A 25,561-nucleotide genomic window follows, 5' to 3' on the forward strand; every position below is an offset into this window, starting at 1 on the left:
CGTTTATTTGTTTTATACTAAGAAAATATTTTCTACTAAAATATTTTCTTAGTATAAAACAAATACTCTATTAGTTAATTTATGAAATGCAATAGATTTAATTAAAATTAAGACTATATATTTGAATTATATATCATGTTTTTTGGATTTATCCAATTATTAAATTGTTCTTCCGTAAGGTATCCTAATTTTAATGCTGCATCTTTTAAAGTTAAATCTTCTTTATAAGCTTTCTTGGCTATTTCAGCTGCTTTATCATAACCAATGTGGTTATTTAGTGAAGTTATTAACATTAATGATTCATTTAATAAATAGTGAATACGCTTAAGATTAGGTAAAATGCCTACTGCACAATAAACATTAAAACTATTTATTCCATCTGCTAACAAGCGAACCGATTGTAAAAAATTATAAATTATCATAGGTCGAAAAACATTTAATTCAAAATTACCCGATGCTCCGCCAATATTAATAGACACATCATTACCCATAACCTGACAACATAGCATAGTTAAAGCTTCACATTGCGTTGGATTTACTTTACCTGGCATGATAGAGCTACCCGGTTCATTTGAAGGAATAAAAATTTCTCCTATACCACATCTTGGTCCAGATGCTAACCAACGTACGTCATTAGCAATTTTCATTAATGATACAGCTAGTCCTTTTAATGCCCCATGTGCATGCACTAATGCATCACAAGTTGCTAGTGATTCAAATTTATTTGGTGCTGTAATAAATGGATGATTAGTTAATTCAGCTATTTTTTTAGCTACAAGTACTGCATATTTAGGATGGGTGTTCAAACCAGTGCCAACTGCAGTTCCACCAATAGCTAATTCTGTTAAATGAATGGTACTATTTTTAATATGTTTGAAATTATTTTCAAGCATAGTTACCCAACCTGAAATTTCTTGTCCAAGCGTTAATGGAATAGCATCCTGTAAGTGAGTACGACCAATTTTAATAATATCTTTAAACATTATAGATTTTTTATTCAGTATATTTTTTAATTCGTTAACTTTGGGAAGTAATTGCTCTTGAATTGCAATAAATCCAGCTACATGCATGGCAGTAGCAAAAATATCATTAGAACTTTGACTTTTATTAACATCATCATTGGGATGTACTAAACGAGATATACCGCGTTTACCGCCTAAAATTTCACTTGCTCGATTAGCTAATACTTCGTTTAGATTCATATTGGTTTGAGTACCAGAACCTGTTTGCCAAATTAACAAAGGGAATTGTTCGTTATGTTGATTACTTAATATTTCATCTGTAGCTTTAATTATAGCATTAGCAATCGTTTCAGGAAGCAAACCAAGCTTATAATTAACTTCTGTAGCTGCTCTTTTAGTAAGAGCTAAAGCATGTATCAAAGAGATAGGTATCTTTTCTGTAGATATTTTAAAATATTTAAGAGAACGTTGCGTTTGAGCTCCCCATAATTTGTTCTCTGAAACTTCAATTAGACCCATTGAATCTTTTTCAACTCTAGTAATTACCATAACTTTCTCTAATCTTTATGAAAATTTTAGATCTAAATTATTTCATAATTTTAAATTTAAAAATTAATTATATATAAATTTAAAATATTTAGCTATTTGTAAATAACAATTAATGTATTTAGTAAAATCTCAATTTACCTTATTAGATAACATCTACCATATAATATTAAATGTATTAATATGAAAATATTAAAAATGGTTAATATTTAATGTGTATTTATTATTTACTATAAGTTTATAGTTATTTAAATAAAAAATTATGCTACAACTTAATTATAAAATTTAGTCTATACTTTATTTTATATAAATTTTTATTTTTTATGAATATCTAATAAAAATAAATATTTAATTTAGAATATTAGAAATCTAAACTATTTTAGTTTAATTATTATATTTTAAATAAGACAGACATTTATTTTTTTAAAATTATATTAAATGTAGATATTAGAGAATAAATGGCAATCACTAATGACAACTTTAGATTTTTTATTGAAATTTCGTAAAGTGAAAAATATTAAAAGTTTAGAAAAACTTTATGACCATTTCGATTTTTCACTAACTGATGATAATGATATTATTAATATGTATCGTGCTGCTGATCATCGTCGTGCTGAATTAGTATCTGGTGGTTGTCTTTATGAATTAAGATTTATACCAAAATCTATATGGACTTATGTAGTTTAATATATGTGATATCCTAGCAATAGTTTTATATATGTATTTATAATATTATATACATATAATATTATATTTATGCTAAATTAAAACATTAATAAATATTAAATGAATATATTAATAAGTCTTCTTAAATGAGATAGTATTATCTATATTAAAAAATACTAAATTAATATTTAATATATTCTTAATATTAAGAGACTCTTAAAGATTAAATAGTTCAATAGATATTAAAATGACTAATTATTTACTTTTATTTGTTAATTCAGCATTAATTAATAATTTTATATTAATAAAATTCCTTGGTCTTTGTCCTTTTATAGGTATCTCTAGAAAAATAGAAACATCTATTGGCATGGGTATTGCTACTACTTTCGTCATTACTTTTACTTCAATTTGTGCTTGGATCATTAATCATTTAATTTTATTACCTCTTAATTTAGTGTATTTACAAAATATGGTATATATGTTAGTGATTGCAGTTGTAGTTCAATTTACTGAAATGATGCTACATAAAACAAGCCCTATACTCTATCGTTTACTCGGTATTTTTTTGCCATTGATTACTACTAATTGTATAGTTTTAGGTGTTCCTCTTATGAGTGTTAATATGAATTATACATTTTTACAAAGTACCATATATGCTTTTAGTTCATCAATTGGCTTTTTTTTGGTTATCATATTATTTGCTAGTATGCGAGAACGTTTAATACTTGCTGATATTCCAGCTCCATTTAAAGGAAATTCTATTAATTTAATTACAGCAGGTTTGATGGCATTGGCTTTTATGGGTTTTACTGATTTGGTAAAATTCTAATGAATTTAATGTTTATTTCTGTCGTTATATTTACAATACTTAGCTTAATATGTGGAATTCTTCTTAGTTATGCTTCAATTTATTTTACAGTGCAACAAGATCCTATAATAGAGCAAATTGATTCAATTCTACCACAAACTCAATGTGGTCAATGTGGCTATCCAGGTTGTCGCTTATATGCGGAAGCAATAATTAATAATAAAGAAATAATTAATAAGTGTACACCTGGTGGGAAAGAGACTATCTTAAAATTAGCAACGATGCTTCATATTGAAATAAAACCATTGCTAAATATTAATAATAATATAGAAATATTAAATCCAGTAAGGACTATAGCTTGGATTAATGAAATTAATTGTATAGGGTGTGCAAAATGTAGTCAAGTATGTCCAGTTGATGCAATCATAGGAGCTAAACATATTACACATACTGTACTGAGTGAAATATGTACCGGGTGTGATCTATGTATTATTAAATGTCCTACTAATTGCATAGAAAAACATCAGGTTGCTAATAATATTGATAATTGGAATTGGATTTTTAAATCTATATAAGTAATATAAAAAAATATGTCAATATTCTCAAAGTTATTACGTAAAAAGAAATTATATAATTTTAGGAAAAGTATTAACTTACCTGAAATGAAAATACAATCAAATAATACTAGACTCAATCAAATTACTTTGCCTAAACGATTGATGATTATGTTAAAACAGCATATTGGTGGTGAAGGTGATATTTGTGTTTTACCAGGAGAAAAAGTATTTCGTGGACAACCGCTAACATGTGGTACTGGTAATATTTTACCAGTACATGCCCCTACTTCTGGAATAATTGAATCAATTGAACCACATATAGCAGCCCATCCTTCCGGTTTATCTGAAAAATGTATTTTTTTACTCCCAGACGGTAAAGACTGTTGGATTAAACGTGTAAAATCAAATAACTATCGTAAATTACCCCGTGAAAATATAATTAAACTTATTCATGAAGCTGGCATTGCTGGACTTGGTGGAGCAGGTTTTCCTACAGCTACTAAGCTACATAATGTTTTATTATATAAAAAAGTTAAAACTTTAATTATCAATGCTGTTGAATGTGAACCGTATATAACAGCTGATGATCGATTACTTCAAGAATATGCTAATGAAGTAGTAGAAGGTTGTCATATTTTTTCATGGATATTGCAAACTAAACAAGTAATAATTGCTATAGAAGATAATAAATTACTAGCAATTAAGGCTTTAAAACAAGCTTTATATAATCACCATGAATTACATATTCGTATTATACCGACTAAATATCCGTCAGGAGAAGCAAAACAATTAGTAAAAATAATTACTGGTTTAGAAGTACCAGATAAAGGTCGAGCTACTGATCTTGGAATTTTAATTCAAAATGTGAGTACTGTTTGGGCAGTAAAACGTGCTATTATTAATGGTGAACCTATGACAGAACGTATTATTACTGTAACTGGAACAGCTATTAGTAAGCCATGTAATGTTTGGGCTCGTCTTGGTACACCAGTTAGTCATTTATTGAATCATGTAGGTTTTACTTTAAATGAATTTAATATGGTTATAATGGGCGGTCCTTTAACAGGATTTACATTATCATCACTTGAAGTACCTATTATCAAAAGCACTAATTGTATTTTAGTACTATCAACTAATGAAATAGACAATCAAAATAAAGAACAACCTTGTATACGCTGTAGTATTTGTTCCGAATACTGTCCGGTAAATTTATTACCACAACAGCTATATTGGTATAGTAAAAACTATGAACATGATAAATCTCGTGTTTATAATATCCATAGCTGTATTGAATGCGGTATTTGTGCTTATATATGTCCTAGTCATATTCCTTTAGTAAAGTATTTTCGTCAAGAAAAAGCTAAATTACGTGCTATTGATATAGAAGCCAAACGTATTTCTGAAGCTAAAGCGCGTTTTGAAATACATAAATTCCGATTACAACAAGAAAAAAAAGCATATGAAGCAAAAAACACTATTATGAATACTTCGAATTCTCATGAAACATGTAAAACCATTTTAGCAGATGCATTGAGTAGAGCTAAAATATATCAAGCACAACATAAAAAGTTTTTAATAACTAAAAAATAAATGTTCCTTCCTTGTACAAGTTCTCCTTATATACATAATTGTCGAAGAAATACTAGTAATATTATGTTATTAGTAGTATTAGCGACCATACCAGGTATAATTATACAATCATATTTTTTTGGTATTGGAGTTTTAATTCAAATCTTTTTAGCTATTTTTACAGCATTAATAACAGAAGGAATGATTTCATGTTTACGTCAAAAGACATTTTTTTCAAGTTTGATAGATAATTCAGCTTTACTTACTGCGGTTTTACTTGCTATTAGTATACCATCAATAGCTCCATGGTGGTTAATAGTAATAGGTACTATATTTGCTATTATTATTGCTAAACAAATATATGGAGGATTAGGACATAATTTATTTAATCCGGCAATGATAGGTTATGTAGTTCTTCTGATATCTTTTCCTATACAAATGACAAACTGGCTACCATCTAATAGTGAATTAAATATTATAAATATGAATGCTATAGATTCATTAAATATGATATTCAATACCGATACAAATACTATAAATAAATATAGTGTAGATGCTATTAGTCAAGCTACACCATTAAATTATCTTAAAAACAAGAAGATATATTCATTTTCATATAAAAGTGAACTATATGGCTTAGCTTGGTATTTTATAAACTTGGCGTATTTAATAAGTGGAATTTTACTGATTATAAAAAAAGTCATTCGTTGGCATATTCCTCTTAGCATTTTAGCTTCATTAAGCATTTGCTATTCTATTAGTTGGTTATTTATACCAGAAAAATTTAATTCTCCACTAGTTCATCTTTTTTCAGGGGCAACTATGTTAGGAGCTTTTTTTATTGCAACCGATCCTGTTACAGCTTCAATAACAAACTATGGACGTTTAATTTATGGTGCTTTTATCGGGATTCTAGTTTGGATTATACGTAGTTTTGGAGGTTATCCTGATGGATTAGCATTTGCTGTTTTATTAGCAAATATTTGTGTACCGTTAATAGATTACTATACACAGCCACGTATTTACGGCTATCATAAAGATAGAAATGAATGATTAAAAAAATATATAAAAATACTTTAATATTATGTATATTTGCAATAATAACTTCAAGTATAACAGCTATAATTTATTATATTACTAAACCTATAATAAATCAACAAAATACATTAGAACAAAAAAAAATTTTCGATGAAATAATACCAAATAATTTATACGATAATAATCTTATTCAAGAATGTTATTTATTGAAGAATAGATCTGTATTTGGTAATGATATACCTCATCGTTTTTATTTAGCACGTAAAGATAATATACCAATAGCAGCTGTGATTGAATCTAGTACTCCTGATGGTTATTCTGGTACTATTCATATGCTCATAAGCACTGATTTTCAAGGTCAAGTATTTGGAGTACGTGTAATTGAACATCATGAAACTCCTGGACTTGGCGACAAAATTCAATTATCTATCTCAAATTGGATTAATAATTTTAAAAATAAAATTGTACATGGGATTAATGATAATGATTTTGCTATAAAAAAAGATGGAGGTAAATTTGATCAATTTACAGGAGCAACTATTACACCTCGTGCTGTAGTTAATGCAATTAAACGTACTGCATTATTTATTAAAAGTCTAGCGATGACTGATTTTTCTTTGTTATCTACATGTAAATAAAAGCAATGAATGAAAATAAAAAATTACTATTAGAAGGTTTATGGAAAAAAAATACTGCACTAGTACAATTACTTGGTTTATGCCCATTATTAGCAGTTACTTCTAATGCTACAAATGCTTGCGGACTTGGATTAATTACTATGTTAGTATTAACTATTACTAATATTAGTATTGCTGCATCACGCTATTGGATACCAACTGAAATCCGTATTCCTATTTATATCATGATTATATCTTCTATTGTAACATGTATACAAATGTTAATAAAAGCCTACGCATACAATTTATATACATCTCTTGGTATTTTTATTCCATTAATAGTTACTAATTGTATCATGCTAGGTCGTGCAGAAGCTATAGCCTCAAAAAATAATATTTTACTTTCTGCAGTAGATGGTTTTGCTGTTGGTTTAGGGGCTACTTGTGCAATGATTATGCTTGGTTCACTTCGTGAATTTATTGGTAATGGAACACTTTTTAATGGAGCAGATCAGTTATTCGGATCTTGGGCTAATCATTTGCGTATTGAGATTATACATTTCCATTCACCTATGTTATTAGCTGTACTACCTCCTGGTGCATTTATCACTATAGGAATGTTATTAATGATTATTAATTATTTTATTTCACTAAAAAAATAATCTCATTATAAATTATATTTTTATTTTAAATTAATAATTAAATATAGGAATAGATGAATGTGAATAAAAGTAAACGTCAGCAAATTCTTATTCGGCTACGCGATAATCATCCTATGAATGATGAACTTCATTTCAGTTCATCATTCGAATTATTAATAGCAGTATTATTATCTTCTCAAAGTACTGATCTGAATGTTAAGAAAGCAACAGATAAACTTTATTCAATAGCTAATACTCCTAATACAATACTAGAATTAGGGTTAGATACTTTAAAAGAGTATATTAAAACTATTGGACTTTTTAATAAAAAAGCAAGTAATATTATTAATATATGCCATATTTTACTTAATGAGTATGGAGGTCAAGTACCAGAAAATCGTAATGCGCTAGAAAATTTACCAGGAGTTGGACGTAAAACTGCTAATGTAGTACTTAATGTAGCTTTTGGTTGGCCAACTATTGCAGTTGATACCCATGTTTTCCGTGTAAGCAATCGTACTGGATTTGCTACAGGAAAAAATGTAATCACAGTAGAAAAAAAATTACTAAAAGTAGTTCCTTCAGAATTTAAAATAAATTGTCACCGTTGGTTAATTTCACATGGGCAAAATACTTGTAAAGCACGTAACCCACGGTGTTATTATTGCTCAATAAAAGATATTTGTGAATTTAAGTCAAAAATAAAAATTTTATGCCATTAATATTTAATAAAACATTATTTTACTCTATGAATAGATAATAACTTAAAAAAATAATATACATGCTTTTTATAAAAAGCCATTATATACTAAGTTAGTATTAACCATTATTCCAATTAATTAAACAATATTGTTTTTTACCTAAACGAAATATAGTAAAACGATTAAAGAGTTTATCTTTTTCAGTAAAACAATATTTTGGATTAGTATTTTTTTTACCATTGATTGATACCGCATTAGAAGCAATCATTTTACGTGCTTGACTACGTGATAATACCATTTTTGAAAGTACTAAGGCTTTCTGCAAATCATCTCCTGGGATTAGAGTAATAGTAGGCATTCCATCTTGTGCTAATTCTTGTAGTTCAATTTGAGTCAGAACATCAATTTTCTCCGAAAATAGACTATCTGTAATACGTTTTGCTATAATAAAGCCGTATTCTCCATGTACAATACGTGTAACATGTTCAGCTAAAATGTGTTGTGCACGTGGTGTTTTATTACTATTTTTATCTTCTTCTTCTAAGATTTTTATCTCTTCAAGACTCATAAAAGTAAAGAACTTAAGAAAACGATATACATCTGAATCTGCAGTATTAATCCAAAATTGATAAAATTTATAAAAGCTAGTTTTATTTACATCTAACCAAATAGTATTACTTTCACTTTTTCCAAACTTAGTACCATCAGATTTTGTTATTAAGGGTAAGGTTAATCCCCAAGTAGGTTGTTTATATAGACGCCTTGTTAAATCGATGCCTGATATAATATTACCCCATTGATCAGTTCCACCAATTTGTAAAATAACGTTATAACGTTTATTTAATTCGGCAAAATCATAACTTTGTAGAAGATTATAAGAGAATTCAGTAAAAGAAATACCTTGATCCTCTCTATTTAAACGTTGCTTAACCGATTCTCGATTAATCATTTGATTAATCGAGAAATGTTTACCAATATCACGTAGAAAAGTAAGTATATTTATATTACTAAACCAATCGTAATTATTAACAATAATAGCACTATTAGTACCACAGTTAAAACTAAGAAAATTTAAAATTTGATGAGAAATTTTCTTTATCCACTTATTAACGATTTCCTTACTATTAAGCTTACGTTCCACTGCTTTAAAACTAGGATCACCAATGAGACCAGTAGCTCCTCCTATTAATATGATAGGTTTATGTCCAGCATTTTGAAACCACTTGAGACAAATTAATGGAATCAAATGGCCTAAATGTAAGCTATCAGCAGTAGGATCAAAACCACAATAAAGTGTAATTGGTGACTTTAAAAGTCGTTCTGCTAAACCTTTTTCATCCGTTAAATGATGAGAGGATATTAACCCTCTTTCTTTTAATGTTAGTATCAAGTTACTACCAATAGACATTAATGACTCCACGTTTATAAAAGCTATTATTGAAAATAATCTAATAATATATCTCTATAATAAAACTCATAAATTACATATTTTATAAAAATCATATGAAACTCATAACATGAGTCTCATATGATAATGGTTATATAATAATTATATTTTATGGAGATAATCTATTAATCATCCAATTATTATTTTTAATCTGATAGATAAAACGATCATGTAATCGATATTCTCCACCTTGCCAAAATTCTATAGTGTAATATTTAACACGAAATCCACCCCAAAAATCTGGTAAAGGTACTTTACCAGGTTGAAATTTTTTTTTGAATTCAAAAAATCTTTTTTCTAAAATTTTACGTGTAGGGATATTAGTTGACTGCTTTGATACCCATGCACCAACTTGGCTTTCATATGGACGACTATGAAAATATTTTAATACTTCTAGTGAAGATAACTTTTCTACTTTACCAAGCAACATAACTTGACGTTCTAATAAATGCCAAAAAAAATGTAATGAAACTTTTGGATTATTTAATAATTGTAAAGATTTACGACTACCAAGATTAGTATAAAATACCATACCATTTTCATCATATTGTTTTAAAAGTACAGTTCTCTGATATGGTTGACCATTGTTATTAACTGTTGCTACTGTCATTGCAGTAGGATCTGGTAATTGTGCTGCACAAGCTTGCTGCAACCATGTATTAAATAAAACTAAGGGATTACTAGGTAAATCTTTACTGCTTAATCCACCACGAGTGTATTCACGTCTTAGATAGGCAATGTCTTGTAATTTATTACAGTTACTCATATTAATTCTCAAATTAATTATTTAAAAATCTTTTAAGTATTTATACTTTATTTTATAATATACTCTTTAAATATTTAATGTTTAATTAAGTAAAATTCTAGCTAGTAAAAATATCATTAATTATCCTATCTTATTTAGTATGTCACTTGGATTTATAGTAAATTATTGCTAATATTTTATTATAGAAATATTTTTTATATTTTTTATAAAACAAAATTTAATAATAGTATATTTTGTTATGAAGGATATTTTTATGATTAATAGATTTCTAATATTAATATTTCTTAGTTTAATGTTATCCAGTTGTGCTAATAATGATAATACATCTGGAGATGTTTATAGTGCTAGAGAAACTAAAAAAATACAAAATGTTTCCTATGGAACTTTAATATCGATCCGTCCTATTAAAATTCAAGATAAAAATAATAATGAAATCATTGGAACAATCAGTGGTGCTATAGTTGGTGGTTTCCTAGGTAATACTATAGGAGGGGGTACTGGTCGTAATTTAGCAACTGCCGGTGGTATAGTATTAGGAGGAGTAGCTGGAAAGGGCATACAAGATACTATTAATCAATCTAATGGAGTAGAGTTAGAAATTCATCAAGATAATGGCCATACTATAGTCGTAGTACAGAAACAAAATACTACTCGTTATTCAGTCGGTCAGCGTGTTATGATTGTATCATATGGAAAACAAGTGACTATATCGCCACGTTAAAATCAATTATAAGTTAAGTCATAAACCTTTTTATTATTATTAATAATACTTAAATCAATATGATCATCGTAATTAACGTAGTATTTATATATTTTAAATATAAATATTAAGTATAAAAAAGATAATATATAGTATGAGATTATATCATTAACACTAATAATATATAATATATATAATACCATGAGTTTTATTTATATATATTTATAATTATTTTAATGTTTTATATTTTTGAGCTGTTTGTTTAATTAATAGCTGTAATTCACCTTCATAAAACATTTCTAGAATAATATCACAACCACCTACTAATTGACCATCAATCCATAGTTGTGGAAATGTAGGCCAATTAGCATACTTTGGTAAAGTAGCTCGGATATCAGGATATTGTAAAATATCTATATAAGAAAAATGTTCACCACAAGCAGAAATAGCTTTTGCGGCTTTTGCAGAAAAACCACAACTTGGTAAATTTGGCGAACCCTTCATGTATAAAAGAATAGGATTCTCAGCTATTTGACGTTCAATGTTCTCAATAACACTCATTATATTAATATATCCTTATTTTTTTAATTAAATAATTATTAATATTTTTATTAATTTTTATTTTTTTGTTTATAATTCTTAATATTAAGAATATTTTTCTAATACTATTTTACTTATTTTATATAAAAAATATAATATATGTTTATAACCTTAAAAAGATAATAACTATTAAATATTTTTGATATATGAAATTAACTCAATATCATTAAATTAGATAGAAAAAGTTTTTAAAAATTTTAAAAACTATTTTTTTATAAAAATATATTATGCTATAATAAAATTTTTTAACACTAAGTATAGTTTAATTCTTAATTCTTAATTCTTAATTCTTAATTTACTGATATGATGCGTTTATTTATTATATTTTTTATATTATTAACTCAATTATTTTTTAATATAACTACAGCTTCTTCAACAAAACTAATTAATGTTAGTCTAAATAAAACTGCTAAAAAAAATATTCATCAATATCAACACCATAAACATCAATTTATTAAAAATAGAATAAAAAAATACTATCTATTAAATCTTAATAAGATCAAACTAAAAAAACAAAAGAAAATACACATTAAAAAAATCAATAATTCACATTACCGACGATATCAAAAAGTACGTAAAATTATACTGAATAAATTAATGCAACAACTTGGAAAACCATACCAATGGGGAGGTAATTCTCCAAATACAGGGTTTGATTGTAGCGGCCTTATATGGTATGTTTATAAAGATTTAGTAAAATATAAATTTCCTCGTACTGCTAATGCCATGTATCACATACATAATGCTACACCAATAAAACGTAATTTACTACAAAAAGGTGATTTGGTTTTTTTTCGAATAAAAACTTATAGAGCAGCAGATCATGTTGGAGTATACTTAGGTCATGGAAAATTTATACAATCACCAAGAACAGGCAAAGATATTAGAATTAATATATTAAACAATAATTATTGGCAAAAACATTACATTGGTGCTCGTCGCATGATAACTATCAAGACAGTGCGTTAATTTTATTTTATTTTTACATAGAGTTCATGTAGTTAATTTATTCAAATGATTTGAAATCATAATTATATAATTTTCATGTTTATTTTTTTATTTCGAAAAAAACTTATTTCTAATTAAAAGTATTAAACTTTTATTCATTAGGAGATAATATACGTTCTACAGTTGTGACAATTGCTTGCATGTATAAATCAATTTCAATATTTACTTTATGTCCGATATTCTTTTTCCCTATTGTAGTCCGTTTTAGTGTTTCTGGAACTAAATATACACAGAACTGATTTTCGATAACATTACCTACTGTTAAACTAATTCCATCAATTCCAATAAAACTTTTATGAAAAATAAATTTAATTTTTTCTATGTCAGATAATTCAAACCATATTTTATAGTTATTTTCTAAAGTAATTATTTTATAAATTTGAGCAGTGGTAATAATATGCCCAGTCATTAAATGACCTCCTATTTCATCGCCAAGCTTTGCGGCTCTTTCAATATTAACTATATCACCAACTTTTAATTCACCTAAATTAGTAATTTCTAATGTTTCCTGCATTAAATCAAAACTAATATAGTTATTTTTAATTGCAGTAACAGTTAAACAACAACCGTTATGTGCTACTGAAGCTCCTAGTCTTAAATTTAGCAACAATTCTTCAGGTAATTGAATTACATGAGTGCGAAAATTCTTTTTTTCTTTAATTGCAATAATTTCTGCCATGCACTGTATAATTCCAGTAAACATAGTTTTACTTTTTCTCCTAAATAAAGCAGTTTGTGGATTTTATGCTAACTATTTATATGAAATATAAAATTCATGAAAAATTAGATTTTACACTTTCAGCTTAAATAAATTATTATAATGAGATTTAATATTTCTTTAAACTAACTACTAGAATACTTATAAATTCTATGCAAATATCTTTCATGGAATTTATATGTTAATTAATAGGCATTCAATGCAAAAGTATTTAAAGGAAGCTCATCAACTCGTAGTACTGGCAATCCCTGTTATTCTTGCTCAAGTAGCTCAAACTATAATGGGATTTGTAGATACTATTATGGCTGGTCAAGTTAGTGCTATAGATATGGCTGCTGTTGCTATAGGTACTTCTATTTGGCTTCCTATTATTTTATTTGGGCATGGTTTATTATTTGCTTTAACTCCAATTATTGCACAGCTTAATGGGTTAGGTAAATATAAATATATTGCAGAACAAGTACGTCAGGGTTATTGGCTAGCTTTTGGAGTAGCTATATTTATTATGTTAGTATTATGGAATGCTGGTTATCTTATTTATAATATTCATGATATTAATTTACAATTAGCATTAAAATCGAAAAATTATTTGCATGCACTTTTATGGGGTACACCTGGATATTTGTTTTTTCAAGTAGCGCGTAACCAATGTGATGGTTTATCACAAACTAAACCAGCAATGTTACTTAGTTTTCTTGGACTTTTAGTAAATATTTTACTTAATTATATCTTCATCTACGGTTATTTTGGTCTACCTCCTTTAGGTGGAGTAGGTTGTGGTATAGCAACAGCCTCAGTATATTGGCTTATGTTTTTTGTGATACGTTTCTGGATTAGAAATATGCCATATATGCGATATATATGTATGACAACTTATTGGTCGCCACCATCCCGTATAATTTTAATAAAATTATTTTTATTAGGTTTGCCAATAGCATTATCTTTTTTCTTTGAAGTGATGTTATTTACTATAGTCGCCTTACTAGTTTCTCCTTTAGGGATTGTAAAAGTAGCTGGTCATCAAATAGCACTTAATTTTAGTTCTATAATGTTTGTTTTACCACTTTCTCTTAGTGTTGCTACTACTATTCGAGTTGGTTATCGTTTAGGACAATGTTCAACAGAAAAAGCACGTATTGCTGCATGGACAGCTCAAATAATCGGTATCAGTATGGCAGCTATTATTGCTATTTTTACATTTAACTTTCGTTATAAAATAGCTGCACTTTATACTAATAATCCCGAAGTTATTAAATTAGCAGCACAATTAATGCTATTATCAGCTATTTATCAATTTTCAGATTCTATTCAAGTGATAGGTAGTGGTATATTGAGAGGATATAAAGATACTCGAACTACTTTTTATATTACATTTATAGCTTATTGGTTATTAGGTTTTCCAATAGGTTATATACTAGCACTTACTAATTGGATAATTCCGCAAATGGGACCTATAGGATTTTGGTTTGGTTTTATAGTAGGATTAACAGCAGCAGCGACAATGATGCTTTGGCGTATTTACTATTTACAACATTTACCAACTAAAGTAATTTTAGAAAATGCTCAACATTAAGATTTTAAATAAAATATGTATTGCTAGATAAAAATTAAATAAATTTAACCTAATATATTCTTTGCAAATAAATTATTTCCATGTTGTTGCAACTATTCATGATAGTTGTTACTATATATCATAGTGATATATTTTATATATAAAATTATTATTATTTTAATTACTTATTTTATATAATTTTTGCTTTAATATTTAAAGCGTTCTTAGCTCAGTTGGCTAGAGCACCACCTTGACATGGTGGAGGTCAATGGTTCAATTCCATTAGAACGCATTTTAAAATATTTAAGTTTATATATAATTTTATCTATACATTAATTTTTAGTTAATTACCATTAATGTAATATAAATATTTTTTAAAGTAGTATTTTTTTATTATGTAAGTAAAGATGATATTTTTATCTTATTGTTATTTATTTATTTAAGTAAGGGGTTTTTAGTCTTAATGATAAGAATCTCAATTATTAAATATTTATATCAAAAGATAATTTTTTTAAACTAAGTAAGTAATAATTATATTTTATTATATATAATAAAATTATACTATTATTAATATAAATTAATTTTCAGATCCAATTTAAACAATCATTTATTAATTATGTGTTATGATTAATTATTACAATCCTATGTTCTAAAGATAAATATAGATAAGATAAGATAAGATAAGATAAGATAAGATAAGATAAGATATCATATTATACATATAATTGTATTACTAATATACAATAAATAATTTTAAATATTTTTATTTTTAATAGGTTTTTAAGATTTATCAATCTAGTAATTAATTTGATGATTATTTAATATTTATTAAAAGATCATCATTATTTTTTTAAAAAAAATAATTAAGTTAATATGGTTAAATATTAATTTTTAAATTAAATAATATATTTAATTTTTAATTATTTTTTTTGACTATGCATTAAAAAGAAATTCAATGTTTTTTTAAATAATACTTAATTTTAAAAATTTTATGTAATACTTGTAACGTTATATAAATGTGAATTAACTTAATCTCGAGGATATGAAAAATGAATTTCAATAAATCCGTAATAGGTGCTATGATCATAAGTTCAATTTTATTAAGCGGTTGCTCAAAAAGTGCTAAACTTGTAGATCAATTATCTTCAAATGTTCAAACTTTACACGCTAAGGTTGATGAATTAAGTAACGATGTAAGCGCAATGCGTGCTGAACTCCAGTCGACTAAAAATGATGCATCGCGTGCTAATCAACGCTTAGATAATCAAACTCATCTTTATCGTAAATAGTTTTTTAATACCAAAAATGGCGCCTATGGCGCTATTTTTATATTATGTTAATAACATTAACAATGATCTAATCTTTTATCTATCTAATACTACATTATTATATTTTAAATGAAATTTAAAATAAATACAAAATATTCAATACAATTTATTATAATAATAATATAAATATTAATTAACATAATAAAAATTAAATTTTAAATTATTTTAAGATATAATTAAAACAATTAGTATCATTAAGCTTTTAATACTAAATATATAGATTTTCTTGAATTTTAATAATGTAAGAGGATATTTTGTGCATGATAACGAATTGTACGAATCATTGCTTCTAAACCTTGAGTACGTGAAGGAGTTAAAAATTGAGTTAATTTTAACTGATTAAAAAAATAATTGATATTTAAATCAATAATTTGCTTTACATTTAATCCATTATATAAAATAAATACTAAAGCAATTAATCCTTTAACTATAGCTGTATCGCTATCACCCTCAAATTCAATTGATCCATTAGTTTGAAGAATCATTCTAATCCAAACTTGACTTTGGCATCCAGATACAAGATGTTCTTTATGATATAATGTTTTAGAGTATTCTGGTAATTTTTTACCTAATTCAATAATATAAAGATATTTTTCTTCCCAATTAGAACAACGGTTAAAATTATACAATATTTTTTTTATATCTGGTAATTTCACCATCGATTAAATCCTAATATATTTATTTATCTAGTAAATGATGAATACGATTCAAACCCATTACTAATCGATCTACTTCTTCTTCATTATTGTATATAGCTAAAGAAGCTCGGCACATTGCTGATACAGCATAATGATGCATTAAAGGCATAGCGCAATGGTGCCCATTACGAATTGCAATACCATATTGATCTAAAAAACTGCTTACATCAAATGCATGGTGTTTTCCTAAATTAAAAGCAATAACTCCACTACGATGCTGTATTGGACCATAAATAACTAAATCAGGTATAGAAGAAAGTTTATTTAAAGCGTAATTCATCAAAGTTGTTTCACGTTTATTAATTATATCTAAACCGATTTCATTAATCCATTCTAAAGCAGCACCGAAACCAATAATACCACCAATATTAGGTGTACCTGCTTCAAAACGCCATGGAAGAGTATTCCAAGTAGTACCGGTTGGTAGATTAATTTGTTTGAGCATTGCTCCACCTCCTTCCCAAGGAGGCATAGTATCAAGTATTGATTTACGACCATATAGTATACCAACACCGGTTGGACCATACATTTTATGACTAGAAAATACATAAAAATCACAATCAAGATCTTGTACATTAATACTATGATGCATAACTGCTTGAGCACCATCTACCAACGTTAATACCCCAGCTTCTTTTGCTTTAGCAACAATTTTTTTTATAGGATTAATAGTACCTAATACATTAGAAATATGAGCAATAGCTAATAAACGTGTACGTTTATCAATTAATTTACTGAGAGATTCGATCATCAATTCACCATGATTGTTAATTGGTAAAATGCGAATCTCTATACCTGTACGATCTACTATCATTTGCCATGGGACAATATTAGAATGATGTTCCATTTCAGTAATAATAATATTATCTCCTGGTTCTAAATAATTTCCTCCCCAACTATTAGCGACTAAATTAATACCTTCTGTAGTACCTTTAACAAAAATAATTTCTTCTGGAAAAGATGCATTAATAAAATGAGATACCTGTGATCTGATATTTTCTATACGTGTAGTTGCTTGCGCACTTAGATAATGATTACCACGGTGTACAGCAGCATACTCATATTGATAGAAATCACTTTCTGCAGTTATAACTTTAAGGGGACGTTGAGAACTAGCAGCACTATCTAGGTAAGCTAAGGGATATCCATTAATTTTACGATTTAAAATAGGAAATTCTGCTCTGACTCGTGTTAGATTAAAAGTCATTATTGCTAAACTCCATTAAAACAATTATTAATACATCGTAATACTACTTGACGAAGAATCTTATCTTCTAAAGATTCAATTAATTCATCTGCAAAAGCATGAATAATCATATTGATTGCAATATTTTTTGAAATACCACGGGAACGCAAATAAAATATTTGTTCATCGTCAATACAACCTACTGTAGCTCCATGGCTACATTTAACATCATCAGCATAAATTTCCAATTGCGGCTTTGTATTGACTTCTGCTAAACGACCTAATAATAAATTATTATTAATCATTTTACTATCAGTTTTAAAGGCATGTTGTGCTACTTTGATATGACCATTGAATACAGCACAACTTTTATCACGAGCAATAGTTTTATGTAGCTGACGACTTAAACAGTATCCTTTATTATGTTCTAAATAGCTACGTGTATCTGATATTTCTGAATTCTTCGGTAATACTAAACTATTTAATGATAATTTAGTATTTTCACCATTAAGTTGTACACTGGTATTATGACGTAATAAATTATTCCCTAATAAAAAGTTATTACTACTCACATTAGCATTATAACCAATAACTATATCATTATGCGCAAAATGATAGCTATAATTTTGTTCACATGTTAGTTTAATATGAGTTAAACAAGCATTATCTGCTACATTAAATGTAAAACGTGAACCAGTAAAATGTGGCATACCATTAAGTGTAACATAATGTTCAATAACTTTAGCTTTTGAGCCTTCTTCTAGTTCAAAATGATGACGATGATGTACAGTATTTAAAGTACCTATCCGACCGCTAGCTAAATGTAATAAATATAATGGACGAGATACATTTTTTTTACTAGGTAGACGAATAAAAGTAACTTCTGTAGCTAAGCTTTCAGTTAAATGTAAAAATATTTCTGGCTGTATTGGCGAAGGGAGTAAAGTATCATCATTTATAAAATGATGTTGAATAATAAATAATTCATTTTTATAATTACTGAGTTCTGAGTTAAACACTCCATCAATAAATACTAAGCAAATTGCATCTATTGGTAAGGCATGTGCAGCAACTTGTTTTGCAGAAACCTTTTGATTTTTGATTGGATGAGTAAATTGCTGTAACATTAAATTTTCTAATGATGTATATTTCCATTGTTCATGTTTACTTGTTGGTAATCCAAGATTAATAAGTTGCTTCCAATGTTGTTTTGATTGAAAAGAACGTACACCATAAGATTTAAATAATTGATACCACTGTTGTAAGATTTTATTATTCTGAGTCAGTAAGCCATCCATAACCCTGTTCCTCCAGCTGTTTTACTAAGCTAGAGTCGCCTGATTTGACGATTCTACCTTTGTATAGGACATGTACAAAATCAGGTTTTATATAATCTAGAATTCTTCGGTAATGGGTAATAATAATAAAAGCACGTTCTTTATCACGTAGACTATTAATACCTTCTGAAACTATTCTTAATGCATCAATATCTAAACCAGAATCAGTTTCATCTAATATACAAAGTTTAGGTTCTAATGCTGCCATTTGTAGTATATCGTTTTGTTTTTTTTCACCACCAGAAAATCCTACATTCACAAAACGAATTAATAAATCTTTAGGCATTTTAAATAATTGAATCTTAGTTTCTATAAAATCTTGAAAGTCAAAACGATCTAATTCTTCTTGATTACGATATTTACGTATTGCGTTAACCGAATTTTGTAAAAATACTTGGTTACTAACTCCAGGAATTTCAACAGGATATTGAAATGCCATAAAAAGACCTTCACCTGCTCTTGCTTCTGGCTCTAATTCTAATAAATTTTTTCCTTTAAAAATTACAGAACCATTAGTTATTTTATAATGGTCTCGTCCTGCTAATGTAGCTGACAACGTACTTTTCCCTGATCCGTTAGGTCCCATAATGGCATGTACTTCACCTGGTTTAATATAAAGATTAAGTCCGTGTAATAACTTTTTATTATCAACACTAACATGTAAATTATTAATACTTAACATATTATTTCCTTCACATCGCTTATAGCAATGCTTATGAGATTAACCTACACTATGCTCAAGACTAATCGCTAATAGTTTTTGTGCTTCCACTGCGAATTCTAATGGCAATTCTGAAAAAACATCTTTGCAGAATCCATTGACGATCATAGATATTGCATCTTCTTCACTAATACCACGTTGTAGACAATAAAAAAGTTGTTCTTCACCTATACGCGATGTCGTAGCTTCATGCTCTATCTGAGCACTGTTATTACACACTTCTACATAAGGAAATGTATGTGCTCCGCAATTTGAACCAATAAGCATTGAATCACATCTAGTAAAATTACGAGAATGACTAGCATTTTGCATAATTTTTACTAACCCACGATAAGTATTTTGACTTTTACCTGTAGATATACCTTTTGATATAATAGTTGATCGAGTATTACTACCGATATGAATCATTTTAGTACCAGTATCTGCTTGCTGACAACCACCAGTTACTGCAACAGAATAAAATTCTCCAATAGAATAATCTCCACGTAAGATACAACTTGGATATTTCCAAGTAATTGCTGAACCAGTTTCTGATTGTGTCCAAGACATTTTACTATTTTTACCTTCACAAAGTGCACGTTTAGTTACAAAATTAAGAATACCACCAGCACCTTTATTACCTGGAAACCAATTTTGCACAGTAGCATATTTGACTTCAGCATTCTTATGAAGAATCACTTCTACTACAGCAGCATGTAACTGATAAGAATCACGAATAGGTGCTGAACATCCTTCTATATAGCTAACATAACTATCTTCATCAGCAATAAGAATAGTACGTTCAAATTGACCAGTTTTAGCTGCATTGATACGAAAATAAGTAGATAATTCCATTGGACACCGTACTCCTTTTGGAATATAAACAAAAGTACCATCAGAAGCTACAGCCGAATTTAATGCTGCAAAAAAATTATCATGATATGGAACAACACTACCAAGATACTTCTTTACAAGGTCTGCATATTTTTGAATAGCTTCACTAAATGAACAGAAAATAATGCCTTGTTTAGCTAGTTTTTTATTATAAGTAGTAGCAACAGAAACAGAGTCAAAAATAGCATCGACTGCTACTTGTGCTCCTTCACGTACAGGTATACCAAGTTGTTTAAAAGTTTGTTCTACTTCTTGAGTTAGATATTTTTCTGATGTTGTATTATATAACTGTGTAGTATCCTCCTTAAGAGGATACTGGTTTTCACAAAATGGAGCAGAATAATAACTATAACTCTGGTAATTTAATTTATCATAATGCGCTTTTAACCAATGTGGTTCTTTCATTTTTAACCAAGAATGAAAACTTTTAAGACGAAATTCTAACATCCATTTAGGTTCATTACGTTTAGAAGAAATTAAATGTATAACATTTTCATTTATACCTTGTATTAATTCATCAGTTTGTAAATTAGTAAAAAATCCTTCTTTATAAGAGTTAAGTTTATCTTTCCATATTTTTTTATCATTAGATGCTTTACTATTTCTTGACATATTTTAATTACTCAATACCAAAACTTTCACCACATCCACAAGTGTGATAAGCTTTAGGGTTATTGAATCTTAAAATTTGGTTTAAACCTTCACGTACATAATCTAGCTCAGTACCATCAATAAAAGGCATGGCTTGCAGTGGTACAAAAAGCTTTGCTCCAAATTGTGAAAATTCTAGATCTTTATCTGAGGGATTTTTTATTAAATTTAAAATATATCCAAACCCAGCACAACCTGATTTTTTTATACTGAGTCTTAGACCTTTATATTGAGGATTTTTATCAATTAAATCAACAATATGTTTTGCTGCTGCTTTCGTTAACGTTAATCCTTTCCAAGGCAAGTTATCGGAAAAAGCAATACAATTATTAACTGATGACATAATACTACCTCATAGATTTGGAGATTGCTAGGTAATACACTTGTGCTAGTAATATCAAATATTACTTTAAAATATTAATATTAATATTTTTGATTAAGAATTAACATTAATGTAAGTAAAACAAGCATTTCATAGAATTAATTTATAAAATGCTTATTTTATTTAAAATAACTATTAAGTATTTAAAATTAATGATAAATTTACTCAAATTAATTGAATATTTTATTTATTCATTAAATTAATAATATTAACATTTAAATAACATTATATATATATTTATATATCAGCAATAACCGTTATTTATTAACAGTATTTAAATTTTTTATCTATAAAAATCAAATATTGTTTGAAGGTATTTATTATAATAATTGTAATCTACCTTGTAAATTACTACTACAACTTGTTGATATTATTTTTAATAATGCCTGTAACGGATGAAGTATAGTTTTCCCTTCAATTCTTTTTATTTGACTACGACAAGAAAAACCAGTAGCTAAGCAACGTTGAAATGGCAATTTATTTAATTGTGAATGCCATGAAAGTTTATAAATGCCTATTGAATTATTTAAGTTATCAATTTCATGACCATAAGTTCCTGCCATACCACAACAACCTACATTAATATGTTTAAGTGTTGTTCTAAAAAAAGAAAAAATATCCTTCCACTGGTGTGGAGAAGCAGGCAATATGGTCGATTCAATACAATGAGTAAATAGGTACCATGTTTCATTGTTGTTACTATATACCATAAATTTTGTCAATACCTTGTGTAACCATTCATGTACCATTAGTACTTTAAATTCAATTAATTTATTATCTAAAATTTGTTTGTATTCATCGCGATAACATAGAACCATAGCAGGATCTATTCCTACCATAGGTATATTTAGTTTAGCTATATTATTTAAAAAATATGAAGTTTTTTTAACAGTATTAGCAAAGTGATTTAAAAATCCTTTTACATGTTGTGATTTTCCATTAGGATAAAAAGGTAATAATATAGGATGATAACCAAGTTTTTTAATAAGCAAAAGGAAGTCTCTTACCAATTTTGCCTCATAGTAACTAGTAAAAAGATCTTGTACTACTAATACACAATGATCAAATTGAATATTTTTTATTATTTTTATCTGTTTCAAATTTAAATTGATTGATGTATTATATTTAATATATTGCTTTAAGCTAGGTATCGATAATAAAGGTAAATCTACTAAACCAATATGTTTTCTAATGAGCGAACATATCCATGGTTGTTCTAAAAAAAAATTAAATACCCGAGGTGATTTAGCTATTAATGGTATGTATTGCTCTACCATAGCTATTAAATAATCCATCATTGGACGAAGATAACGTGTATAATAAAGTTGTAAAAAACGTGAACGAAAACTAGGGACATCAATTTTTATAGGACATTGGGTTGAACAAGCTTTACATGCAAGACAACTAACCATAGCATCTTTAATTTCATGTGAAAAATCATATGTACCACGTTTAGCATTCCAAGAATTCCAGATGCGTTTAATGAACTTATATAAGTCTAAATTAATATTTTTATTTGGTAATAATTTTTTCTCTAAATAATTTATATCGCAATTCTGCTCTGATAACAAACGTAACCATTCACGCATAAGTGAAGCACGTCCTTTCGGAGAATGAGTTCTATTTCGAGTAATTTTCATTGAAGGACACATTATAGTCTGTAAATCAAAAGTAAAACATAAACCGTTACCATTACAATTCATTACAGTATTCCATTTTTCACGAACTGTAATAGGGATTTGACGATCGTAAGTGCCGCGTTTTATTGCATCGATCTGTATCATAGGATTATTATTATTTAACGGAGTGCATATTTTACCTGGATTCATTCTATTATCGGGATCAAAAGCTGTTTTTATGCACCTCAGTTCGTTAAAAAGTATCTCACCAAAAACATGAATATTATATTGAGAACGAAAACCTTTACCGTGTTCTCCCCATAATAAACCACCATATTGCTCAGTAAGTATGACTACTTTATCGGAGATTTGTTTTATTAATGCTTCTTGACGAAGATCACACATATCTAGTACTGGGCGTAAATGAAGCACTCCAGCATCTATATGTCCAAACATGCCATAATCTAAACCATAACTATCAAGTAGTAACCGAAGTTCAGTAATATAATTAGCTAGTCGTTCTGGTGGTACTACTGTATCTTCTATAAATGGAATAGGTTTAGCTTGATTTATAGAATTTCCTAAAAGACCAACTGCTTTTTTACGCATGTTATATATTAGTTCTATTTTATTAATATCATTACATATTTGATACCCTATTACACCATTTTGTTGTAGAGCTATAAATTTATCTAAATATTTGCAAAGGATATTAATTTGTAGTTCAATTTGTTCATTATTGTTACCAGCAAATTCTACTATATTTAAACCTTGTATTTTTTTATTCGGTATATCACTAATTAATTCTTTTACTGAATCCCAAATAATATCTTTATGAGCTAAGTCAAGTACTTTTGAATCAATAGTCTCTACTGAAAGTGCTTTAGCGTCTACTAGAAAAGATGCATTATGTAATGCAGAATTAAAAGAATCATATTTTATATTAACTAAACGTCGGACTTTAGGAATCGGTGTAATATTTAATCGAGCTTCAGTGATAAAAGCTAAAGTTCCTTCTGAACCACACAATAAACGAGTTAGATCAAAAGTCTTCATATCATCACTAAATACATGTTGTAAATCATAACCAGTAAGAAAACGATTTAGTTTAGGAAATTTTTTTAAAATTATTGAACGTTGCTTACGGCAACTAGTTAAAACCTGATAATAAATAAATCCTTCTGTAGTTGGATTATTTGCTATTTGTTCTGCTAGTTCAATAGACATGGGTCGAGTATTAAGTATATGACCACCTAAAAGCACTGCAACTAGTTCTTTAACATGATCAGAGGTTTTACCATATACTAAAGATCCTTGGCCAGATGCATCCGTATTGATCATACCTCCTATCGTAGCGCGATTACTAGTAGATAGTTCAGGAGAAAAGAAAAAACCGTAAGGTTTAAGCCATAAATTTAGTTGATCTTTAATTACACCAGCTTCGACATTAACCCAACACTGTTCAATATTAATATCTAGAATATTATTCATATAACGTGAAATATCAACCACAATTCCTTTATTTAAAGCTTGTCCATTAGTTCCTGTACCACCACCTCTAGGAGTAAAAATTAAATTAGAAAACTCAGATTTACTAGCTAATTTAAAAATAAGAATTACATCATAGGTTGAACGCGGAAATAATATGGCATCAGGAATCAGTTGATATATGCTGTTATCTGTGGAAAGAGATAATCGATCAGAATAATTAGTAGCAATATCACCAGTAAAACCTTCTTTTTTTAATGATTTTAAAAATAAAAAAATTAATTTAATAAAAGGTGATACCCGAGAAATTTGTGGAATCATTATTAAGTAACCAAAATATGATAAATATTGTAAATTATATTTTTATATTATTTTTGATGAT

At 27.5% G+C, this 25,561-nt stretch carries 24 protein-coding genes and 1 tRNA gene; 13 read left to right on the forward strand and 12 right to left on the reverse strand.

What is annotated here, in order from left to right; all coding sequences use genetic code 11:
- Positions 1 to 113 precede the first annotated feature (113 nt).
- Complete coding sequence (fumC, locus tag FD728_RS01405) at positions 114 to 1,511, reverse strand: class II fumarate hydratase (RefSeq protein ID WP_159934071.1); 1,398 nt, start codon at positions 1,509 to 1,511, stop codon at positions 114 to 116.
- A gap of 468 nt (positions 1,512 to 1,979) precedes the next feature.
- Here fumC and ydgT point away from each other — a divergent pair, with 468 nt between their 5' ends.
- The 8 genes from ydgT (at position 1,980) to nth (ending at position 8,126) form a co-directional block, all read left to right on the forward strand.
- Positions 1,980 to 2,195, forward strand: a complete 216-nt coding sequence (ydgT, locus tag FD728_RS01410; RefSeq protein ID WP_159934073.1) for a transcription modulator YdgT — start codon at positions 1,980 to 1,982, stop codon at positions 2,193 to 2,195.
- A 226-nt stretch (positions 2,196 to 2,421) separates the two neighbouring features.
- Positions 2,422 to 3,003, forward strand: coding sequence for an electron transport complex subunit RsxA (rsxA, locus tag FD728_RS01415; protein ID WP_159934075.1), 582 nt, complete (start codon positions 2,422 to 2,424; stop codon positions 3,001 to 3,003).
- Positions 3,003 to 3,557, forward strand: coding sequence for an electron transport complex subunit RsxB (rsxB, locus tag FD728_RS01420; RefSeq protein WP_159934077.1), 555 nt, complete (start codon positions 3,003 to 3,005; stop codon positions 3,555 to 3,557). Before rsxA ends, rsxB begins: the two co-directional genes overlap by 1 nt.
- 15 nt (positions 3,558 to 3,572) lie before the next feature.
- Positions 3,573 to 5,129, forward strand: coding sequence for an electron transport complex subunit RsxC (rsxC, locus tag FD728_RS01425; RefSeq protein ID WP_159934079.1), 1,557 nt, complete (start codon positions 3,573 to 3,575; stop codon positions 5,127 to 5,129).
- The gene (gene rsxD / locus FD728_RS01430) at positions 5,130 to 6,161 is read left to right on the forward strand and encodes an electron transport complex subunit RsxD (RefSeq protein ID WP_159934081.1); all 1,032 of its coding nucleotides are present in this window, start codon (positions 5,130 to 5,132) and stop codon (positions 6,159 to 6,161) included.
- Entirely contained in the window at positions 6,158 to 6,784 is a 627-nt protein-coding gene (rsxG, locus tag FD728_RS01435) for an electron transport complex subunit RsxG (RefSeq protein ID WP_159934083.1), read from the forward strand. Before rsxD ends, rsxG begins: the two co-directional genes overlap by 4 nt.
- Before the next feature lie 5 nt (positions 6,785 to 6,789).
- Positions 6,790 to 7,425, forward strand: coding sequence for an electron transport complex subunit E (locus tag FD728_RS01440; protein WP_159934085.1), 636 nt, complete (start codon positions 6,790 to 6,792; stop codon positions 7,423 to 7,425).
- 59 nt (positions 7,426 to 7,484) lie between these two features.
- On the forward strand, positions 7,485 to 8,126 hold the full coding sequence (gene nth, locus FD728_RS01445) for an endonuclease III (protein WP_159934087.1): 642 nt from the start codon (positions 7,485 to 7,487) through the stop codon (positions 8,124 to 8,126).
- 97 nt (positions 8,127 to 8,223) lie between these two features.
- Here nth and tyrS read toward each other — a convergent pair whose 3' ends face one another.
- Together tyrS and pdxH are read right to left on the reverse strand one after the other, a co-directional pair.
- Positions 8,224 to 9,513 carry a tyrosine--tRNA ligase gene (tyrS, locus tag FD728_RS01450; RefSeq protein ID WP_159934089.1) on the reverse strand — a complete coding sequence of 430 codons (1,290 nt, stop codon included), beginning with the start codon at positions 9,511 to 9,513 and terminating at the stop codon, positions 8,224 to 8,226.
- Positions 9,514 to 9,661: 148 nt separating this feature from the next.
- Positions 9,662 to 10,318 (reverse strand): pyridoxamine 5'-phosphate oxidase, encoded by a 657-nt coding sequence (pdxH, locus tag FD728_RS01455; protein WP_159934091.1) that lies wholly within the window; start codon positions 10,316 to 10,318, stop codon positions 9,662 to 9,664.
- A gap of 253 nt (positions 10,319 to 10,571) precedes the next feature.
- Between pdxH and FD728_RS01460 the strand changes: the two genes are divergently transcribed.
- Positions 10,572 to 11,039 carry a hypothetical protein gene (locus tag FD728_RS01460; protein WP_159934093.1) on the forward strand — a complete coding sequence of 156 codons (468 nt, stop codon included), beginning with the start codon at positions 10,572 to 10,574 and terminating at the stop codon, positions 11,037 to 11,039.
- 207 nt (positions 11,040 to 11,246) lie between these two features.
- On the opposite strand, the gene grxD is transcribed toward FD728_RS01460, so the two are convergent.
- Entirely contained in the window at positions 11,247 to 11,579 is a 333-nt protein-coding gene (gene grxD / locus FD728_RS01465; protein WP_370516241.1) for a Grx4 family monothiol glutaredoxin, read from the reverse strand.
- Between the two features lie 345 nt (positions 11,580 to 11,924).
- Here grxD and FD728_RS01470 point away from each other — a divergent pair, with 345 nt between their 5' ends.
- Positions 11,925 to 12,587 (forward strand): C40 family peptidase, encoded by a 663-nt coding sequence (locus FD728_RS01470; RefSeq protein ID WP_159934095.1) that lies wholly within the window; start codon positions 11,925 to 11,927, stop codon positions 12,585 to 12,587.
- A 130-nt stretch (positions 12,588 to 12,717) separates the two neighbouring features.
- Here the strand turns inward: FD728_RS01470 and FD728_RS01475 are convergent, their stop codons facing one another.
- Positions 12,718 to 13,329, reverse strand: a complete 612-nt coding sequence (locus tag FD728_RS01475) for a riboflavin synthase subunit alpha (protein ID WP_159934097.1) — start codon at positions 13,327 to 13,329, stop codon at positions 12,718 to 12,720.
- A gap of 214 nt (positions 13,330 to 13,543) precedes the next feature.
- On the opposite strand from FD728_RS01475, the gene FD728_RS01480 reads away from it, so the two are divergent.
- The 3 genes from FD728_RS01480 (at position 13,544) to FD728_RS01490 (ending at position 16,185) form a co-directional block, all read left to right on the forward strand.
- Positions 13,544 to 14,917 carry an MATE family efflux transporter gene (locus tag FD728_RS01480; protein WP_159934474.1) on the forward strand — a complete coding sequence of 458 codons (1,374 nt, stop codon included), beginning with the start codon at positions 13,544 to 13,546 and terminating at the stop codon, positions 14,915 to 14,917.
- Positions 14,918 to 15,114: 197 nt separating this feature from the next.
- Positions 15,115 to 15,188 (forward strand) — tRNA-Val (locus FD728_RS01485).
- A gap of 757 nt (positions 15,189 to 15,945) precedes the next feature.
- Positions 15,946 to 16,185: a major outer membrane lipoprotein gene (locus tag FD728_RS01490; RefSeq protein WP_159934099.1), complete on the forward strand. Its 240-nt coding sequence runs from the start codon at positions 15,946 to 15,948 to the stop codon at positions 16,183 to 16,185.
- A 272-nt stretch (positions 16,186 to 16,457) separates the two neighbouring features.
- Here the strand turns inward: FD728_RS01490 and sufE are convergent, their stop codons facing one another.
- From sufE to FD728_RS01525, 7 genes are all read right to left on the reverse strand, one after another.
- Complete coding sequence (gene sufE, locus FD728_RS01495) at positions 16,458 to 16,883, reverse strand: cysteine desulfuration protein SufE (RefSeq protein WP_159934101.1); 426 nt, start codon at positions 16,881 to 16,883, stop codon at positions 16,458 to 16,460.
- Positions 16,884 to 16,902: 19 nt separating this feature from the next.
- Entirely contained in the window at positions 16,903 to 18,129 is a 1,227-nt protein-coding gene (gene sufS, locus FD728_RS01500) for a cysteine desulfurase SufS (protein ID WP_159934103.1), read from the reverse strand.
- Between the two features lie 5 nt (positions 18,130 to 18,134).
- The gene (gene sufD, locus FD728_RS01505) at positions 18,135 to 19,406 is read right to left on the reverse strand and encodes a Fe-S cluster assembly protein SufD (RefSeq protein ID WP_159934105.1); all 1,272 of its coding nucleotides are present in this window, start codon (positions 19,404 to 19,406) and stop codon (positions 18,135 to 18,137) included.
- Complete coding sequence (sufC, locus tag FD728_RS01510) at positions 19,381 to 20,127, reverse strand: Fe-S cluster assembly ATPase SufC (protein ID WP_159934107.1); 747 nt, start codon at positions 20,125 to 20,127, stop codon at positions 19,381 to 19,383. The genes sufD and sufC overlap by 26 nt, the downstream gene beginning before the upstream one ends.
- Before the next feature lie 39 nt (positions 20,128 to 20,166).
- Positions 20,167 to 21,651 carry a Fe-S cluster assembly protein SufB gene (sufB, locus tag FD728_RS01515; RefSeq protein ID WP_159934109.1) on the reverse strand — a complete coding sequence of 495 codons (1,485 nt, stop codon included), beginning with the start codon at positions 21,649 to 21,651 and terminating at the stop codon, positions 20,167 to 20,169.
- A 7-nt stretch (positions 21,652 to 21,658) separates the two neighbouring features.
- Positions 21,659 to 22,033 carry a Fe-S cluster assembly scaffold SufA gene (gene sufA / locus FD728_RS01520; RefSeq protein ID WP_159934111.1) on the reverse strand — a complete coding sequence of 125 codons (375 nt, stop codon included), beginning with the start codon at positions 22,031 to 22,033 and terminating at the stop codon, positions 21,659 to 21,661.
- A gap of 359 nt (positions 22,034 to 22,392) precedes the next feature.
- Complete coding sequence (locus FD728_RS01525) at positions 22,393 to 25,500, reverse strand: FAD-binding and (Fe-S)-binding domain-containing protein (protein ID WP_159934113.1); 3,108 nt, start codon at positions 25,498 to 25,500, stop codon at positions 22,393 to 22,395.
- Between the last annotated feature and the right edge of the window lie 61 nt (positions 25,501 to 25,561).

The sequence above is a fragment of the Pantoea sp. Aalb genome (assembly GCF_009829985.1).
GTDB lineage: Bacteria > Pseudomonadota > Gammaproteobacteria > Enterobacterales > Enterobacteriaceae > SZZU01.

Coding starts and splice junctions, on each gene's coding strand:
- fumC (WP_159934071.1), bottom strand. CDS start 1,511: ATGGTAATTACTAGAGTTGAAAAAGATTCAATGGGTCTAATTGAAGTT.
- ydgT (WP_159934073.1), top strand. CDS start 1,980: ATGACAACTTTAGATTTTTTATTGAAATTTCGTAAAGTGAAAAATATT.
- rsxA (WP_159934075.1), top strand. CDS start 2,422: ATGACTAATTATTTACTTTTATTTGTTAATTCAGCATTAATTAATAAT.
- rsxB (WP_159934077.1), top strand. CDS start 3,003: ATGAATTTAATGTTTATTTCTGTCGTTATATTTACAATACTTAGCTTA.
- rsxC (WP_159934079.1), top strand. CDS start 3,573: ATGTCAATATTCTCAAAGTTATTACGTAAAAAGAAATTATATAATTTT.
- rsxD (WP_159934081.1), top strand. CDS start 5,130: ATGTTCCTTCCTTGTACAAGTTCTCCTTATATACATAATTGTCGAAGA.
- rsxG (WP_159934083.1), top strand. CDS start 6,158: ATGATTAAAAAAATATATAAAAATACTTTAATATTATGTATATTTGCA.
- FD728_RS01440 (WP_159934085.1), top strand. CDS start 6,790: ATGAATGAAAATAAAAAATTACTATTAGAAGGTTTATGGAAAAAAAAT.
- tyrS (WP_159934089.1), bottom strand. CDS start 9,513: ATGTCTATTGGTAGTAACTTGATACTAACATTAAAAGAAAGAGGGTTA.
- pdxH (WP_159934091.1), bottom strand. CDS start 10,318: ATGAGTAACTGTAATAAATTACAAGACATTGCCTATCTAAGACGTGAA.
- FD728_RS01460 (WP_159934093.1), top strand. CDS start 10,572: ATGATTAATAGATTTCTAATATTAATATTTCTTAGTTTAATGTTATCC.
- grxD (WP_370516241.1), bottom strand. CDS start 11,579: ATGAGTGTTATTGAGAACATTGAACGTCAAATAGCTGAGAATCCTATT.
- FD728_RS01470 (WP_159934095.1), top strand. CDS start 11,925: ATGCGTTTATTTATTATATTTTTTATATTATTAACTCAATTATTTTTT.
- FD728_RS01475 (WP_159934097.1), bottom strand. CDS start 13,329: ATGTTTACTGGAATTATACAGTGCATGGCAGAAATTATTGCAATTAAA.
- FD728_RS01480 (WP_159934474.1), top strand. CDS start 13,544: ATGCAAAAGTATTTAAAGGAAGCTCATCAACTCGTAGTACTGGCAATC.
- FD728_RS01490 (WP_159934099.1), top strand. CDS start 15,946: ATGAATTTCAATAAATCCGTAATAGGTGCTATGATCATAAGTTCAATT.
- sufE (WP_159934101.1), bottom strand. CDS start 16,883: ATGGTGAAATTACCAGATATAAAAAAAATATTGTATAATTTTAACCGT.
- sufS (WP_159934103.1), bottom strand. CDS start 18,129: ATGACTTTTAATCTAACACGAGTCAGAGCAGAATTTCCTATTTTAAAT.
- sufD (WP_159934105.1), bottom strand. CDS start 19,406: ATGGATGGCTTACTGACTCAGAATAATAAAATCTTACAACAGTGGTAT.
- sufC (WP_159934107.1), bottom strand. CDS start 20,127: ATGTTAAGTATTAATAATTTACATGTTAGTGTTGATAATAAAAAGTTA.
- sufB (WP_159934109.1), bottom strand. CDS start 21,651: ATGTCAAGAAATAGTAAAGCATCTAATGATAAAAAAATATGGAAAGAT.
- sufA (WP_159934111.1), bottom strand. CDS start 22,033: ATGTCATCAGTTAATAATTGTATTGCTTTTTCCGATAACTTGCCTTGG.
- FD728_RS01525 (WP_159934113.1), bottom strand. CDS start 25,500: ATGATTCCACAAATTTCTCGGGTATCACCTTTTATTAAATTAATTTTT.